We start from the raw sequence: 15607 nt of genomic DNA on the forward strand, positions 1-15607 counted from the left end.
GGACCCCCGGGATATTTTGGGTTAGAAGAGGCTTTGAGGTCTCGGCTGACCCGTCAGGGAGAGCAAAATGAGCAAACTCGCAGACTATGACGGCCCGATCCTTGAAATCGACAAGCTGTCGATCTCATTTTTTACAAGGCTGCGCGAGATTCCAGCGGTGATGGACTTTTCGGTCGCCGTGCAACCGGGCGAAGCGGTTGGGCTGGTCGGAGAATCCGGCTGCGGCAAATCCACCGTGGCGTTGGGCGTCATGCAGGATCTGGGCAAGAACGGGCGCATCGTCGGTGGTTCGATCAAGTTCAAGGGCCGTGATCTCGCGGAGATGAGCGCCGAGGAGCTGCGAGATGTGCGCGGCAACGAGATCGCGATGATCTATCAGGAGCCGATGGCCTCGCTCAATCCGGCGATGAAAATCGGCAAGCAACTGATGGAAGTGCCGATGATTCATGAGGGTGTCAGCGAGAAAGAGGCCTATGATCGCGCGCTCGAGGTGGTCACGGATGTAAAACTGCCGGATCCCAAGCGGATGCTGAATTCCTATCCGCATCAGCTCTCGGGCGGGCAGCAGCAGCGGATCGTCATTGCAATGGCACTGATGTCCAAGCCTGCACTCTTGATCCTCGATGAGCCTACCACCGCACTTGATGTGACCGTTGAGGCCGCGGTGGTCGAACTGGTCAAGGATCTGGGCAAGAAATACGGCACCTCAATGCTGTTTATCTCGCACAACCTCGGGCTTGTTCTTGAGACATGTGACCGGATTTGCGTGATGTATTCCGGTGAAGCGGTTGAGCGCGGGTCGATTGAGGATGTCTTTGACCACATGCGCCACCCCTACACGCAGGCCTTGTTCCGCTCAATTCCCCTGCCTGGCGCCGACAAGAACGCGCGTCCGCTGGTGGCGATCCCCGGCAACTTTCCCCTGCCCCATGAACGCCCGCGCGGCTGCAACTTTGGCCCACGCTGTGACTATTTCGAAGCCGGGCGCTGTGATGCAAGCGACATCGCAATGGCGGCGGTGCCGGGCAATGAACGCCACCATACCCGCTGTCTGCGCTTTGAAGAAATCGACTGGAACGCACCGCTCGCTCTGGCGGAGCAAACCAGCAAGACAGAGCCCGGGCGGGTTGTGCTCAAGATGGACAAGCTCAAGAAATATTACGAGGTCGCGGCCAATGCGCTGTTTGGGGGCGGCGCGCGAAAGGTTGTCAAAGCCAATGAGACACTGAGCTTTGAGGCGCGCGAATCCGAGACGCTTGCCATCGTTGGCGAGTCCGGCTGCGGTAAATCCACATTTGCCAAGGTACTGATGGGGCTGGAAACAGCGACCGAGGGCGAGATCCTTCTGGACGACCGCAACATCGAGGACGTGCCGATCGAGGCGCGGGATGCAAAGACCATTTCCGATGTGCAAATGGTGTTCCAGAACCCCTTCGACACGCTCAATCCTTCGATGACGGTCGGGCGGCAGATCATCCGGGCGCTGGAGATCTTTGGCATCGGTGACAGCGATGGCGCAAGAAAGCAGCGCATGCTCGAACTTCTGGATCTGGTGAAGCTGCCACGTGCCTTTGCCGACCGGATGCCGCGACAGCTCTCGGGCGGGCAGAAACAGCGGGTTGGTATTGCCCGTGCCTTTGCCGGGGGCGCGCGGATCGTGGTTGCGGATGAACCCGTCTCGGCGCTGGATGTGTCGGTGCAGGCTGCTGTGACCGATCTCCTGATGGAGATCCAGCGCAATGAGAAGACGACCCTGCTCTTTATCAGTCACGATCTCTCGATTGTGCGCTATCTCAGCGATCGGGTGATGGTGATGTATCTCGGTCATGTGGTCGAGCTTGGCGATACCGAGCAGGTGTTCTCACCGCCCTATCACCCCTATACCGAGGCGCTGTTGTCTGCTGTGCCAATCGCGGACACATCGGTCGAAAAGACCCATATCGTGCTTGAGGGGGATATCCCTTCGGCCATGAACCCGCCCTCCGGGTGCCCGTTTCAGACTCGTTGCCGTTGGAAATCGAAGGTTCCAGGTGGCCTCTGCGAGGCTGAGGTGCCGCCCATCCAGACCCTTGAAAACGGGCACCAGATCAAATGCCATCTGAGCGGCGAAGTTCTGGAGAGTATGGAGCCGGTCATCAAGATCGCGGCGGAGTGATGCCTTTGCCCGTTTGAAAACAAAGCGGCCTTCCCGATTGGGAAGGCCGCTGAGATTGCCAAATCCTATGGCATTTGTCGGACAGGACTTCTGTCGCTGGCCGTGACCGCGTCAGGGATCAGCGCAGTGTCTTGTCAAAATCTTCCCAAGCAGAGACCCAGCGTTCGCCGCCCAGTTGCTCGTAGAACCCCTGCAGCTGCTCCTCATAGGGGAGCCACTGGTTCTGCGTCTCAGTCGAGAGCTCTTCCTGACCAAGCATGGTCGCAATCTGCGGCACGTCACAGAGCGCATTTGGTGTGAGGCATGCGGCGTTGTATTCAAGACCCGCATGCTCCAAGAGGAGGCCGATTTCACGCTCGGAGTTTTGCACCAGCGCCTCGTAGGACTGCAGGCGCATGCTGTCGCCAAGTTTGGAAGCATAGACGGTCGCCGAGGAATAGACCGTGCGCATCACCTGAGCGATCCACTCGGTACGCGATGCCAGCGCATTGCCGTTCAGCACGTTGGACGCGATATTGGCCAGCGCCGTGTCCATCGGGTGACGCGACATGAAGACAAATTTGGCCTCGGGGAAGAGGAATTGTGCAAGGCCGAATTCCAGACATCCCAGCGGATGCGCGTCAACAATGGTCTTGCCACCAGCCACCTGACCGCCAAGGGCGCGCTCAAGGTAGTACTGACGGAAGATGTCGATTTCTTCTGCGCTCAGATGCTCCATCCAATCCCAGTAGTTGCAGGGACGGTCGGTCTTGGCGAGATGCATGCGGATGGCACCATGGGTGCGCGAGAGCGCCGTTTTTGCGCCAACACTGAACACACCAGGGTGCTGTGCGAGAATTCGATCCACCAGACCAGTGCCAGACATCGGCATGCCGCCGATAAAGACCAGTTTGGGCAGCAGCGACGCATCTTCAGAGGCCGGGCGCGGTTCAAACAGGGCTTCTTGCTCGGCGACCATCTCGTCGAAAATCGCAGGCGCAAAAGGACCGGCCACCTCGTTGCGCGCAGATTGGAACAGCGTAAATGCGACCTCTGCCTCGCCCGACCCATGGGCGATCTGGGCCAGCGCATAGTGGATCAAGGCACGGTGTTTGGCATCCAGATCCTCACGCTCGGAGAGCGACATCAGGCGCTGGGCATAGAGGCTGTCGACGGAAAATGTCTCAATCCCGTTGAGCGCAGTCAGCGCCGGGATCGAATTGGGATCGCGCTTCAGCACTTCCTCAAAGGCCTGCTCGGCACCAAGGAGATCGCCCTTGGTTTGCAGCATCAGACCAAGCTTGCCCCATGCGGAGGGATCATCGGGCCAGGTTGCAGTGACATGGCGCATGACGTTGACCGCATTCTCGTAGTCACGCATTTCAAAGAAGCAATCGGCGGTGCGATCCAGCAGGCCAGCATCCAGCTCACCTGTTTGAACAAAAGGCAGCATCACGCTGAGAGAGCGTGCAAATTTGCCCGTGGCCATAAGACCGTCGACGGTTGCAAATGCCTCAGCCAAGGCATCGGGAGTATGGCTGTTTTCTACCAGCATGTGTTGTTCGCCCTTCTGTAACGATGGGCCGAAGTTGCGGGACAGAAGTGAATCCCCGGTAAAGCGCTTGGTTCGAAATTGTGTCTTTTTCTTGGAATTTAACGCCCAATCCCTAAATGCCCGCCTTTCTACTCCTGCAGGAGCGGCTCGTAACGGGAATCGGTCAGCGTTTTGAGAAAAGCAACCAGCGCATCCACCCGACGATCATCCAGTGCCGGCCCATGGGTTAGCTCCTTTTGCGCCAATGTGTCCGGCACCGGGATCTCTCCCCAGGGTGCACCGGTCTCGGGGTTGATCTGTGCAGAGGCGGCCTTGCTGTTGTAGCGATTGTAAAACAGCACAACGGTGCGCAGGTCCTGAAACACCCCATTGTGCATATAGGGCCCCGTCACGGCCACATTCCGCAGCGTGGGAGTTTTAAACTTGCCGCGCTCCGCGCGATCCAGAACGCGGGGGTTCTCATAAAGCCCGGCGTCCACCCAATCCTCTGCCACCCCGTTTTCAAGGCGACCCGCCAGATTCGCGGGAACACCGATGTTGTGATAGCGAAAATCGCTAAACGGCTCTGCGGGATCAATCGCGCTGCGGCGCAACTGGTGGCATTGGTTGCAGTTGGTGAACTGCTCGGAGAAGAACAAGAGACGGCCTAACTCCTCTTCGCTGCTCAACTCGGCATCCCCGCGCAAGAAGCGGTCGTACTTGCTGTCGAAAGGCTGAAAGACGTCACTGCTCTCAAAGGCGGCGAGCGCTTGGGTCAGCGCCTTGAACCCCGCCTCCGTATCTGTGGTGATGTCGACACTATAGAGCGTCTGAAAACTCTCGACATACTCTGGATGTGCGGCCAGTCGAGCGATGGCCTCCGCTTGGCTTGAAAGCCCCAGTTCGATGGGGTTCAGGATCGGCCCTCCGGCCTGCTCTACCAAATCCGCGGCACGGCCATCCCAGAACTGGCCCCCGACCCACTCGCCCGCGTCATTCTGATGAAAGGCAGGCGACAATGCTGCATAGGCTGCGGTGGGCGCGTGACGCCCCCCAAGCGACACGCCATCGTCTCCACGGGAAAACGCGCCTTCGGCGTCACCTCTGGGATCAACGAAGCCCGCACCGGGATCATGGCATGTGGCACAGGACTGACTGCGGTTCAAAGACAGATCCGTCTCAAAGAACAGCGCCTCCCCAAGATCCTCAGCTGTCTGATAGGGAGCTGCAACCAATGGCGCGGCACATAGTATAAGGCAGGAAGCATGGCGTAAGAGTTTGAACATCGCGATCTCCGGGGTCTTTGCAGCGGTCTAGCGCAGCGCCACCACAACTTCCAGATGCAGAAAGGACGCAGCCCTATGCGCCGCGCCCTTTCAACCCCACAGTCCCACCCGAGGGTATCTCGTGGTCAAACTCAGACCATATAAACGATCAACAGCGTCAGCAGGTTGATCGATGCAAACTGCAATAGCTCTGGTTGGGACTTTGCGCGCAGCGCCGCCAAGAACGCAACCAGCACCGCGCCCAGAAAACCGCAGAGCGCAATGGCGCCGATGACGTCCCCAAAGAGCCCCGTTCCCGCGCCCCAAGGCGACCCATCCAACGCCATGCCCTTGAGCAGCAGCCCCAGAAGTGCGCCAAAGGCAACGCCCAGAAGCGTCGGGCCGATGTCACGACGCCCACCGCGGCCATGATAATCGAGAATGTCGTCCACCAGTTCAGGACGCGGCCGCGCACCGGGCTCCCACCCGATCCGTGTCAGCTGTCCTTCAAACGTTTTCCCACTCACTGAATGTCCCTCCGTGTTGAGGGAGAGATTTACGTCTGATTAAGGCAGATTAATGACCGGTTAACGATAGGGGCGCGGCAAATTGGTTAACGATGCTGAAAATTGTATTAACGCACCCGTCAACCGAGGGACAGAAACCCGCCACAACCAACTCCAAAGGCACGATTAGCTGCCGAGGATCTTGCGCACGTAATTTTGGGTTTCCTTGTAGGGCGGCACGCCGCCATGGCGTGTGACCGCCTCAGGTCCAGCGTTATAAGCCGCCAGCGCAAGTCGCCAAGAGCCGAACTTGCGATACTGCTGCGCGAGATACTTGGCGCCACCCCGCAGGTTTTCAGCCGGGACCAACGGATCCACGCCCAAAGTACGGGCGGTCTGCGGCATCAACTGCGCCAAACCAAGCGCACCCTTGTGGGACTCGGCGGTGGGGTTCCAGTTGCTCTCCTGCTGCACCAATCGCAAAAAGAGATCCTCTGGCACACCGTTTGCACGCGCAGCGCTGCGCGCCACCTCCAGATACTCCCCGCGATAGCTGCCGCGATAGACCGGCAGCACGTCATCTTGAAGACTGTCGGGTTTCAACCGCTCCGAGCCGCGATATTGGGTCGCCCCGCGGGTATCCAGAAACTTGGTCTGGGCAGCAAACACCTTACGCTTGGAGCTGTTGCTGAACAGATCACTGGCCACGACAGGCGTGGCAAGGCAGGTCACGATGAGAGCAGCAGTCGAAATACGTCGCATGTGTGAAATCGAAAACTCTTCGGTTCAGATGGCGGGAATATAGCGTCTCGTTCCTTAAAATGAAAGATAAGCACAGCAGAAGTGTCCTCCCGGTTGCGAAACTCTGCGCAAACTCCTGTGGAAATCACGCGCAGACCGCCCTTTCCCGCGTCCGGCGCTCTTTCATCGCGCGGTCAGGCTCGTTACTCTGACCCGCAGACAGCGAGCGGGATTCGACATCACGCTCTGGCGATGCCTCGCACTCGCTCCGAAATAGATAAGAAAACAAAGGACAGGACCCCCATGGCCGGATCCCTGAACAAAGTAATGCTGATCGGCAACCTTGGCCGCGACCCCGAGGTGCGCAGCTTCCAGAACGGTGGCAAGGTCTGCAACCTGCGGATTGCGACCTCCGAAACCTGGAAAGACCGCAACACCGGCGAGCGCCGCGAGAAGACCGAGTGGCACTCGGTTGCGATCTTCAACGAAGGGCTGGTGCGTGTGGCAGAGCAATATCTGCGCAAAGGGTCCAAGGTCTATGTCGAAGGTCAGCTGCAGACCCGCAAGTGGCAAGACCAGAGCGGCCAGGATCGCTATTCTACTGAGGTTGTGCTGCAGGGCTTTGGCTCCACACTCACCATGCTCGACGGTCGTGGCGAAGGCGGCGGTGGCGGCGGCGGCTTTGGCGGTGGTCAGGGCGGCGGCGATTACGGTGGCGGCGGGGGCGGCTACGGTGGTGGCGGCAGCTATGGCGGCGGCGGTGGCAACCAGGGCGGTGGCTTTGGCGGCGGTGGCCCCTCGCAAAACATCGACGACGACGAAATCCCGTTCTGATCGTCGCGCGTTTTGGAAACGCTCCGCGAGATACAAATCTCGCCAGGAACAAGAAGGCCCGACGTGTGTCGGGCCTTTTTATTTAAATCAACATGTTACCGGCGCATCCCTAGCCGCGCATACGGGCGCCATCCGCATCGAACAGGGGCTCGGTGATCAACCGCGCGCGCTGTTTCTTGCCGAGGATCTCGATCTCCACCTCCAGACCTTCTGTTGCGCGCTCAACCGGAACAAAGCCAAGCGCGATGGATTTCTGCGCAAAATGGCTGTAGCCACCTGAGGTGCAGAACCCCACGACGTCTCCATCGAGCCAGATCGGCTCATAGGCAACCACATCGGCGTCTTCGGCGTCGACCTCAAACGCGCAGAGCTTTCGCTCCGCCCCGGTTTCCCGCTCGGCTTCGGCAGCGGATCTCCCAATAAATTCAACGGATTTCTTAAAGGAGATAAAGCGATCGAGACCGGTCTCTGCCGCCGTGTAATCCGGCGAAAACTCCGACAGCCAAGATCCAAAGAACTTGTCCAAGCGCAAAGACATCATGGCCCGCATGCCAAAGGGCTTCATCCCGTGGCTCTGACCTTCACTCCAGAGGGTCGTCCAGAGTGCACGCTGGCTCGGCAGGTCGCAGTAAATTTCATACCCAAGATCACCCGTGTAACTGACCCGCTGCACCACGCAGTCCACCATCCCGACCGTCAGGCGACGCACATCGAGAAAGCGCATGTCGGAGATATCGGTCCGCGTGCAGGCCTGCAGCACCGCTGCGGCCTTTGGCCCTGCGATCTGAAAGCCGTTCACTTGATCCGACACATTCTCGATGGAAACATTCGCATCGAGATTTTGCAGGAACCAGCGCATGTGATAGGCCTGCGCACCATATGACGCTGTCAACTGGAACTCCCCCTCCGAGAGGCAGGAAATCGTGAAATCCCCGATCAGGCGTCCCTTGGGTGAGAGCATCGGCGTGAGGCTCAGGCGGCCTTGTTGCGGCACGCGGCCCGCCATGATGCGATCGAGCCAGGCGCGCGCACCGCTGCCTGTGATGCGATATTTGCCAAAGTTGTGAATCTCATTGATTCCAATGCCTTCTCGCACGGCCTTCACCTCGCGGGCAGTGGCCTCAAAGGCGTTGGAGCGGCGGAAGGAGGGCGTTTCGAACCTCGCCTGGCCCTCGGCGGCAAAATAGTTGGGCACCTCCATGCCATATTGGTGCCCCCAGACAGCGCCCATCTCATCAAAGATGTCGTACATTGGCGTTGTGCGGAAGGGGCGCGCGGCAGGCAGTTCTTCGTTCGGATAAGAAATCGAGAAGCGTTTCTGATAGTTCTCGACCACTTTGGGGCGCGTGTAGCCGGGGGTGATCCAATCGCCATAGCGCGCCACATCCATGGCTGCGGTGTCGCGTTCGCACTCGCCATCGACCATCCATTGCGCCAGCATCAACCCGACACCGCCGCCCTGGCTGAACCCGGCCATCACGGCACAGGCCGACCAGTAATTGCGCACGCCCGGAACCGGCCCCACCAGAGGATTGCCATCTGGCGCAAAGGTAAAGGGGCCGTGGATCACGGACTTCACCCCAGCCTCGGCCAGCGCTGGGAAACGTTTATACGCAAAATCAATACTGTCTTCGATCTTGTCGAAGTCATCCGGCAGGAGTTCATGACCAAAGTTCCACGGGGTTCCGTCGACCGCCCAGGGCCGGCAGGGTTGTTCATAGAACCCGATACAGAGCCCGCGACCCTCTTGACGCAGATAGCTTTCACCAGCGGGATCCATCACATGCGGATGCTCGCCGCCCGCCTCAACAATCTCCTTTATAAGCGGCACCTCGTCGGTGACGATATACTGGTGCTCCATCGGGTGCAGCGGAAAGTAGATGCCCGCCATCGCCCCGACTTCGCGCGCCCAGAGCCCACCTGCATTGACGATGTGCTCGGCGTGGATGGTGCCTTTTTCCGTGACCACGTCCCAACTTCCGTCAGGGCGTTGATTGGTCTCGATCACCTTGCAATGGGTCTCGATCGTCGCGCCGCCCAACCGCGCGGCCTTGGCATAGGCATGCGTGGTACCGGAGGGGTCCAGGTGGCCGTCGAGCGGATCATAGAGGCCGCCAATGATCCCATCAATATTCGTGACAGGCGCGATTTTCTTGATTTCTTCGGGGCTTACGATCTCTGTCTCAAGTCCCATAAAGCGATGTTTGGCACGTTCTGCCTTCAACATGTCAAATCGCTCTTGCGTCTCCGCAAGGGTCACGCCGCCCACATGGTGCAGGCCGCACGACATGCCGGTGATGGCCTCGAGCTCTTTGTAGAGCTTGATGGTATAGCCCTGAAGCGCCGCCATATTGGTGTCGCCGTTGAGCGTGTGAAAGCCACCGGCGGCGTGCCAGGTTGAGCCCGAGGTAAGCTCGGACCGCTCGATCAGCATCACATCGGACCAGCCAAGTTTTGTCAGATGATAGAGGACGGAACAGCCAACAACGCCACCGCCGATAATCGCCACACGCGTGGTGGTTTTCATGGGTTTATCTCCCTGTCAGGACCGATTTCCCCCATTCTGGACACATGTGTTCATTAGTCCAGTCAAAAAACGACCGCCGATGTCGCACAATAGCCTAATCGTCGCCCCACGGACCCAACGCACTCTGCCACAAAGAAACCATTCATCTTGTACGAAGCGCGGCGCCCCCCAATGGAGGGCGCCGCGCAGTTCGCCTTGGGCTCCGCCCAAAGCGAAACACAGGAATAAGTTCGCTGATAGTGCGGTGTCAGCCGTGCAGGGGGCGGATCTTCAACCGTGTCACGCGATTACCTTCTCGGGCCGTCACTTCGAACCGAAACCCGTGGAAAGAGAACACCTGCCCCACCGTCGGGATCATCTGTGCCTCATGGATAACCAGGCCTGCAACGGTGTTGGCCTCAAGATCCGGCAGGTTCCAATCCATCGCACGATTGAGATCGCGGATCGTGGTCGCCCCTTCGACGATGAAGTTCCCATCACTGGTCTTGCGCGCAAAACTCTGCTCGGCGGGGTCGAATTCATCGGTGATCTCGCCCACGATCTCTTCGAGAATATCCTCAAGCGTGATCAGCCCCTGCAGCGAGCCATATTCATCCACCACCAGTGCAAAATGCGTCCGCATGCGCAGAAACTGGCGCATCTGGTCATCAAGCGTCGTGGTTTCGGGCACAAAATAGGGCGGCTTGCAGACCTCGGTGATCTGAAAATCACGCAGCGCAGAGGCATCCCCATCCGCGCCACCGATCTTGGCATACATCTGCCGCAGCAGGTCCTTGGCGTGCACCACGCCGATAATGTTTTCCTGATCCTTGCGATAGAGCGGCAGACGCGTGTGCGAGGACGTCAGACATTGCTCCAGAATCGCCTCGGGATCGGCCTCCGCGTCAATCATTTCGATCTTTGAACGGTGGAGCATGATCTCTTCGACAAAGCGGTCAGAGAGATCAAGCGCCCCCAGGATACGGTCGCGGTCTTCTTTCTCGACCACACCTTCGGAATGGCCGATCTGAAGCGCGCCCACGATTTCCTCGCGCACCGCCATGATGTGACTGTCGGGATCGATTTTTACACCAAAGACACGCAGCACACCGCGCACGAGAAAGCGCACCGCGCCCACGATCGGGGCCAGGATTTTCACCAGCGAGCCGATGATCGGCGCGACCGCGGCCGCAGCCTTCTCGGAGTTGGTGATCGCATAGGTCTTGGGCAGCACCTCTGCAAAGATCAACACCAGAAGCGTCATGACGAGCGTGGCGAGCGCCACGCCGCTCTCTCCAAAGAGTTTGGTGAAAAGCGCCGTCGCAAGCGAGGCGGCAAGGATGTTCACGAGGTTGTTGCCCAGAAGAACCGAACCGATCAGCTTCTCATTGTCCTCGGTGACTTCGAGTGCGCGCGCGGCGCCGCGCGATCCCTTGTCGGCCTGGCTGCGCAGCTTGCCGCGTGAGGCTGCCGTCAAAGCGGTCTCGGATCCCGAAAAGAACCCGGAGAGAACCAACAACAAAACAATGCCCCCGGCGGTAATCCAGAAGGAAGTGTCAAGTGCGGCTGTAGCGCTGTCCATTTTAGGGTCCTGATTGATGTGGGGTTTCAGTGGTTATGGGGTGCAGAGCGCCGTGGTTCAAGCGGCGCGCCCCCCGAAATCAACGGGTTTCGTCGTCTTTTGCCGCAAGCGGGTGATGCTGGTGCACCAACTCCGCCAGCCGTGCATCCAGCACATGGGTGTAGATCTCGGTTGTTGCAATATCCGCATGCCCCAAGAGCGCCTGAATCGCCCTGAGGTCTGCACCGTTTTGCAACAGATGCGTGGCAAAGGCATGACGCAACGTATGCGGTGTGACCTTTTCGGGCGAGACGCCGCCTGCGACCGCCAATTCTTTGATCAGGAGATAAAACCGGTGCCGCGTAAGATGGCCCTCTTTACTGCGCGAGGGAAAAAGAAAGTGCGATGCCTTGTGCCCCTGCCCTTCGCGCTTGTCCTCAAGACTGTCGCGCAGCACGATCCACGCCCCTAGCGCCGCGCGGGCGGGTGACGACAGTGGGACCATACGTTCTTTTCCACCTTTGCCGAGGATCAACAGCATGTTGGGATCACCTCGGGTGGCGGACACCGGCAACGAGACCAGCTCGCTCACCCGCATGCCCGTCGCGTACAAAAGCTCCATCAGGCAGGTGTTGCGCAACCTGTCGGCCTCGGTTCGCCCGACTTCGCGCGCGGCAGCAAGGAGGCGATCAACTTCTGCCTCATCAAGGGTCTTGGGCAGTGATTTGTCGCGCCCCGGTCCTTTGATCTGCAAGGCAGGGTTGTCCTGCCGCCATCCTTCTTCAAAAGCAAAACGGTAAATCTGCTTGATCGCGGACAAGCGGCGTGCACGCGTGGCGCGGCTCAGCCCCTCGGCATCGCATGAGATCAGATAGGCCTCGATGTCAGCCTGCTGCATCTGCGCAAAGCTCTGCCCTTTGGTGCGCATCCAGGTGGTGACATTCCGAAGGTCCCGCCCGTAAGCCAGCAGCGTGTTGCGCGCTGCACCGAGTTCTGCGGCCTGCGCATCGAGAAAGGTCGAGATCCATTGCAGATCGTCCGCGGGTGCCTGCATGGTTCAGCTTCCTCGCGGCAACAACAGGAGCTGCAGCGCTGCGCGGCGGGCGCTGTCTTCAAGACCCATCCGCCGAAACGCCGCGAGTGACAAGGTGATTGCCTCGATATTGCCGTCGGCACCGTGGCTAAAGCTCTTCATGGTCACCAGGATGGCCTCCCCCAAGCGGGCCTGATCCAGCAACAGTTTCTGGGCGGCTGGCATCTCGCTGTCTGCAGCAAAACCGCGGGCGATCGCCTTTTCCTGTGGTGTCGAGGCCAGATCCATCGCAGGGGTGCCTTGAGCGAGGGAGACAAGGAACCGGGTCGCGCGGCTTTGGTCGGGCGGAGACTGTGCGGCGATCTCATACTCTGCCGAGAGCAGACCCATGTGCCAGGCGATCTGTGCGGCCGGACCGTCGAGTGCGAGACCGGCCAGACGCGGCGCAAACAGATCTGCCATCGCCATCTCAAGCCCTGCCGCCTGTGCCGCCGCCCAGAACGCAGGCAGGGTTTTGCGCACCGCTTCGGCACTGCCGGTCCCAAGCGCCGCGTCAAAGCGTTGCACGGCCTCGACACGATCCCAAATGCCTCCCGAGGCTGCGGGCTTTCGTTGAGTAAACAGGCCAAGCAATTGATTGGGGTTCATGGCGCGGCTGCGGGTCAGGCGCTCTGCCGCTTCGAGCTGCGCCTTCCAGCCCGCCACATCGCGCAGATCCGCACTGGCAAAGGCGCGTGGCAACGACCGGGTCGGCATGGGTTCGCCGATGGCCTCGAACATGCGAAATTCGAGCGGGGTCGGGTTCTGCGGCAGCGGCAGCGGCGGCATGCCCTCGTAGATATCCGGGTTCAGGAAACGATCCAGCAGCGCCATTTCGTCGGACTCAAGGAGCCCGAGCGCATCGGCTGTTTCCAGCATCAATGCCGCAGTTGGCCAATCCCCACGGCGTGCAGCGCAAAAGATGCGCGCCGGATAATCCTGCATCAAATAGGGATCGGCCGTCAGCGCCGCGCAGCTGCGGTCCTCGTCCCCATTCAAGAGCGTCGCATCAAACCAGCGTTCAAAACGTGCAGCGCTCTCGGTGGGGCCTGCTTCTTGCACAAGGGCCTGCACCGGTTCCGTCGCGCCCAGATCACGCAGCCGGTCGAGTCGCGCCAGCAGGATTTCATCATTGTCACGAAACGGCGGGCGCGCTTCCGTCAGCAGCAGTGTCATCAGCAAGGATTGCATCGAAGGCAGATCCTGAACCGGCACGTCACGGATCAAACCCGCAAGCTGATCCGGCGGGCTGCCCTGCCAGAGTGTGATCGGAAGCCCGGTGCGCGACTGTGGCACCAGCCCCACAGGCGGCAGAAGCCGCTCAAGCGGGGTCACGGTAATGTCCGGCCCATAGGCGCTCTTGGCGACCGGGGGTTCCTGGAGCAGGGTCGTTGGAATATTGGCAACCGGCGGCGCACTGTTGAGCCAGTCAATCGCGGCCAGCGGCTCGCGCGCGTCTCCGGGCGCGCTCGCAAGCAAAAAGACGCCGATCGCCAGCGATGCAGTCTTAGTCGGCATTGAGCACCACAGGCTTGCGCACTTCTTCCGAGGGCGCCGAGAAATCCGCCCCAAACCAAGGCCCCACATACGCATAAGCAATCAGTGCGATTGCGGCGAGTACAATAAGAATAGCAAGGTATTTTATCAAACGTGCCATGGGTGTCCCGGAGCCTGCTTCTTTGTGTGTTTTGAGAGTTTTATATATGGCCTTTTTGCCAATATCACGTCATTCACAGAAGAATGAGCGAAAATCACCAAATCAGCGATGCGACGGCAGAAACTCGCGCGCCGGGACGATTGAAAAAGACCATTGTGCTGGTGGGTATGATGGGAGCGGGAAAGACCGCAGTCGGGCGCGCCTTAGCTGCCCGCCTCGACGTCCCTTTTCTCGACAGCGATCATGAGATCGAGTCTGCCGCGAATATGTCGATCCCCGAGATCTTTGCCCGCGATGGCGAGCCGTTCTTTCGTGAAAAAGAACATCAGGTGATCGCGCGCCTCCTAAAAGAGGAATGCGGTGTCCTGTCGACCGGCGGCGGCGCTTTTCTGGCTGAGCGCAATCGCACCATGATTTCCGAGATCGGAGTCTCGGTCTGCCTGCAAGCCGATCTTGATGTGTTGTGGAAACGCGTAAAAGGGCGCGACACGCGCCCCCTTTTGCGCTCCGCCGACCCTTACCAGACGCTCTCGGACCTGTATCACGCGCGGGTGCCAACTTACGCGATGGCGGATCTCAAGGTGATCTCCGACGGGCAGGTTTCGATCGACAATATGGTGGACCGGGTGCTGGAGGCCTTGCGCACCCGACCGGATGTACTGGAGTTTGACTGATGGAACAGACCGTTCACGTCCCTCTTGGCGCGCGCGCCTATGATGTGGTGATCGGCCCCGATCTCGTTGCACAGGCGGGCCAGCGTATTGCGCCCCTCGTGCGCCGCAAGACAGTGGCTGTGCTCACGGATGAGACCGTGGCCGCGCTTCATCTTGAGGCTCTGCGCGCGGGACTCGCAGCCGAAGGCATCGAGATGGAAGCACTTGCCTTGCCGCCCGGCGAGGCCACCAAAGGCTGGCCCCAGTTCACCCGCGCGGTGGAGTGGCTCTTGGACAAGAAAGTCGAGCGCGGCGACATCGTCATTGCCTTTGGCGGGGGCGTCATCGGCGATCTGGCGGGTTTTGCCGCAGCCGTGCTGCGCCGGGGCGTGCGTTTTGTGCAGATCCCCACATCGCTGCTGGCGCAGGTCGACAGTTCCGTCGGGGGCAAAACCGGCATCAACGCTCCACACGGTAAAAACCTGATCGGCGCCTTCCACCAGCCCAGCCTGGTACTGGCCGATACAGCGGTTCTTGGCACGCTCACAGAGCGCGATTTCCTTGCTGGCTACGGTGAGGTGGTGAAATACGGGCTCTTGGGCGATGCGGCCTTTTTTGACTGGCTCGAAGAAAATGCCCCGGCAATGGCGGCAGGTGACATGGCGCTGCGGGTCGAAGCCGTGGCGCGTTCGGTTCAGATGAAAGCCGACATCGTGGCCCGCGACGAAACCGAACAAGGCGACCGGGCGCTGTTGAACCTTGGTCATACCTTCTGTCACGCGCTGGAAGCGGCGACCGGCTATAGCGACCGGTTGCTGCATGGCGAAGGCGTGGCGATCGGCTGTGCGTTGGCCTTTGAGCTCTCAGCCCGCCTCGGCCTCTGCAGTCAGGAAGATCCCAGCCGCGTGCGCGCGCACCTCAAGGCGATGGGCATGAAAACAGATCTCTCGGACATTCCCGGCGATCTCCCCCCCGCCCAGGAGCTGCTGGACCTCATGGCGCAGGACAAGAAAGTCATCGATGGACAGCTGCGCTTCATTCTCGCGCGCGGCATCGGAGAGGCCTTTGTCACCGCCGATGTGCCCTCTGAAAAGGTGCTTGAGGTGCTGCAAGAGGCGCTGGCGCACACACAACCCGCCTGATC

The 15607-nt window shown here is 59.8% G+C and carries 13 protein-coding genes; 4 read left to right on the forward strand and 9 right to left on the reverse strand.

Going from position 1 to position 15607, the window contains the following annotated elements; translation table 11 throughout:
• The first annotated feature begins 67 nt into the window (after positions 1-67).
• Complete coding sequence (locus ACZ1HH_RS06770; RefSeq protein ID WP_168610652.1) at positions 68-2155, forward strand: dipeptide ABC transporter ATP-binding protein; 2088 nt, start codon at positions 68-70, stop codon at positions 2153-2155.
• 118 nt (positions 2156-2273) lie between these two features.
• Here the strand turns inward: ACZ1HH_RS06770 and ACZ1HH_RS06775 are convergent, their stop codons facing one another.
• The 4 genes from ACZ1HH_RS06775 to ACZ1HH_RS06790 form a co-directional block, all read right to left on the reverse strand.
• Positions 2274-3689: a tetratricopeptide repeat-containing sulfotransferase family protein gene (locus ACZ1HH_RS06775; RefSeq protein ID WP_011538757.1), complete on the reverse strand. Its 1416-nt coding sequence runs from the start codon at positions 3687-3689 to the stop codon at positions 2274-2276.
• Between the two features lie 128 nt (positions 3690-3817).
• A complete protein-coding gene (locus ACZ1HH_RS06780) occupies positions 3818-4954 on the reverse strand; it encodes a cytochrome-c peroxidase (RefSeq protein WP_487320434.1) in 1137 nt (378 codons plus the stop codon).
• 131 nt (positions 4955-5085) lie between these two features.
• Positions 5086-5460 carry a hypothetical protein gene (locus ACZ1HH_RS06785; protein WP_011538759.1) on the reverse strand — a complete coding sequence of 125 codons (375 nt, stop codon included), beginning with the start codon at positions 5458-5460 and terminating at the stop codon, positions 5086-5088.
• A 165-nt stretch (positions 5461-5625) separates the two neighbouring features.
• Entirely contained in the window at positions 5626-6201 is a 576-nt protein-coding gene (locus tag ACZ1HH_RS06790) for a lytic transglycosylase domain-containing protein (protein ID WP_011538760.1), read from the reverse strand.
• Between the two features lie 282 nt (positions 6202-6483).
• On the opposite strand from ACZ1HH_RS06790, the gene ssb reads away from it, so the two are divergent.
• On the forward strand, positions 6484-7014 hold the full coding sequence (gene ssb / locus ACZ1HH_RS06795; protein WP_416368456.1) for a single-stranded DNA-binding protein: 531 nt from the start codon (positions 6484-6486) through the stop codon (positions 7012-7014).
• A 109-nt stretch (positions 7015-7123) separates the two neighbouring features.
• Here the strand turns inward: ssb and ACZ1HH_RS06800 are convergent, their stop codons facing one another.
• From ACZ1HH_RS06800 to ACZ1HH_RS06820, 5 genes are all read right to left on the reverse strand, one after another.
• Positions 7124-9541, reverse strand: a complete 2418-nt coding sequence (locus tag ACZ1HH_RS06800) for a GcvT family protein (protein ID WP_472636209.1) — start codon at positions 9539-9541, stop codon at positions 7124-7126.
• A gap of 247 nt (positions 9542-9788) precedes the next feature.
• On the reverse strand, positions 9789-11102 hold the full coding sequence (locus ACZ1HH_RS06805) for an HlyC/CorC family transporter (RefSeq protein WP_011538763.1): 1314 nt from the start codon (positions 11100-11102) through the stop codon (positions 9789-9791).
• 79 nt (positions 11103-11181) lie between these two features.
• A complete protein-coding gene (locus ACZ1HH_RS06810) occupies positions 11182-12135 on the reverse strand; it encodes a site-specific tyrosine recombinase XerD (protein ID WP_472636210.1) in 954 nt (317 codons plus the stop codon).
• A 3-nt stretch (positions 12136-12138) separates the two neighbouring features.
• Positions 12139-13671, reverse strand: coding sequence for a hypothetical protein (locus ACZ1HH_RS06815; protein WP_416368459.1), 1533 nt, complete (start codon positions 13669-13671; stop codon positions 12139-12141).
• Positions 13661-13810, reverse strand: coding sequence for a hypothetical protein (locus tag ACZ1HH_RS06820; RefSeq protein ID WP_011538766.1), 150 nt, complete (start codon positions 13808-13810; stop codon positions 13661-13663). The genes ACZ1HH_RS06815 and ACZ1HH_RS06820 overlap by 11 nt, the downstream gene beginning before the upstream one ends.
• An 83-nt stretch (positions 13811-13893) precedes the next feature.
• Between ACZ1HH_RS06820 and ACZ1HH_RS06825 the strand changes: the two genes are divergently transcribed.
• Entirely contained in the window at positions 13894-14484 is a 591-nt protein-coding gene (locus tag ACZ1HH_RS06825) for a shikimate kinase (RefSeq protein ID WP_011538767.1), read from the forward strand.
• Entirely contained in the window at positions 14484-15605 is a 1122-nt protein-coding gene (gene aroB / locus ACZ1HH_RS06830) for a 3-dehydroquinate synthase (RefSeq protein ID WP_487320435.1), read from the forward strand. Before ACZ1HH_RS06825 ends, aroB begins: the two co-directional genes overlap by 1 nt.
• The last annotated feature ends 2 nt before the right edge of the window (positions 15606-15607 follow it).

It is taken from the genome of Epibacterium sp. HA2-3 (assembly GCF_055693725.2).

Excerpts from the sequence above, each read along its gene's own strand:
- ACZ1HH_RS06770 (WP_168610652.1), top strand. The coding sequence starts at position 68 with ATGAGCAAACTCGCAGACTATGACGGCCCGATCCTTGAAATCGACAAG.
- ACZ1HH_RS06775 (WP_011538757.1), bottom strand. The coding sequence starts at position 3,689 with ATGCTGGTAGAAAACAGCCATACTCCCGATGCCTTGGCTGAGGCATTT.
- ACZ1HH_RS06780 (WP_487320434.1), bottom strand. The coding sequence starts at position 4,954 with ATGTTCAAACTCTTACGCCATGCTTCCTGCCTTATACTATGTGCCGCG.
- ACZ1HH_RS06790 (WP_011538760.1), bottom strand. The coding sequence starts at position 6,201 with ATGCGACGTATTTCGACTGCTGCTCTCATCGTGACCTGCCTTGCCACG.
- ssb (WP_416368456.1), top strand. The coding sequence starts at position 6,484 with ATGGCCGGATCCCTGAACAAAGTAATGCTGATCGGCAACCTTGGCCGC.
- ACZ1HH_RS06800 (WP_472636209.1), bottom strand. The coding sequence starts at position 9,541 with ATGAAAACCACCACGCGTGTGGCGATTATCGGCGGTGGCGTTGTTGGC.
- ACZ1HH_RS06805 (WP_011538763.1), bottom strand. The coding sequence starts at position 11,102 with ATGGACAGCGCTACAGCCGCACTTGACACTTCCTTCTGGATTACCGCC.
- ACZ1HH_RS06810 (WP_472636210.1), bottom strand. The coding sequence starts at position 12,135 with ATGCAGGCACCCGCGGACGATCTGCAATGGATCTCGACCTTTCTCGAT.
- ACZ1HH_RS06815 (WP_416368459.1), bottom strand. The coding sequence starts at position 13,671 with ATGCCGACTAAGACTGCATCGCTGGCGATCGGCGTCTTTTTGCTTGCG.
- ACZ1HH_RS06820 (WP_011538766.1), bottom strand. The coding sequence starts at position 13,810 with ATGGCACGTTTGATAAAATACCTTGCTATTCTTATTGTACTCGCCGCA.
- ACZ1HH_RS06825 (WP_011538767.1), top strand. The coding sequence starts at position 13,894 with ATGAGCGAAAATCACCAAATCAGCGATGCGACGGCAGAAACTCGCGCG.
- aroB (WP_487320435.1), top strand. The coding sequence starts at position 14,484 with ATGGAACAGACCGTTCACGTCCCTCTTGGCGCGCGCGCCTATGATGTG.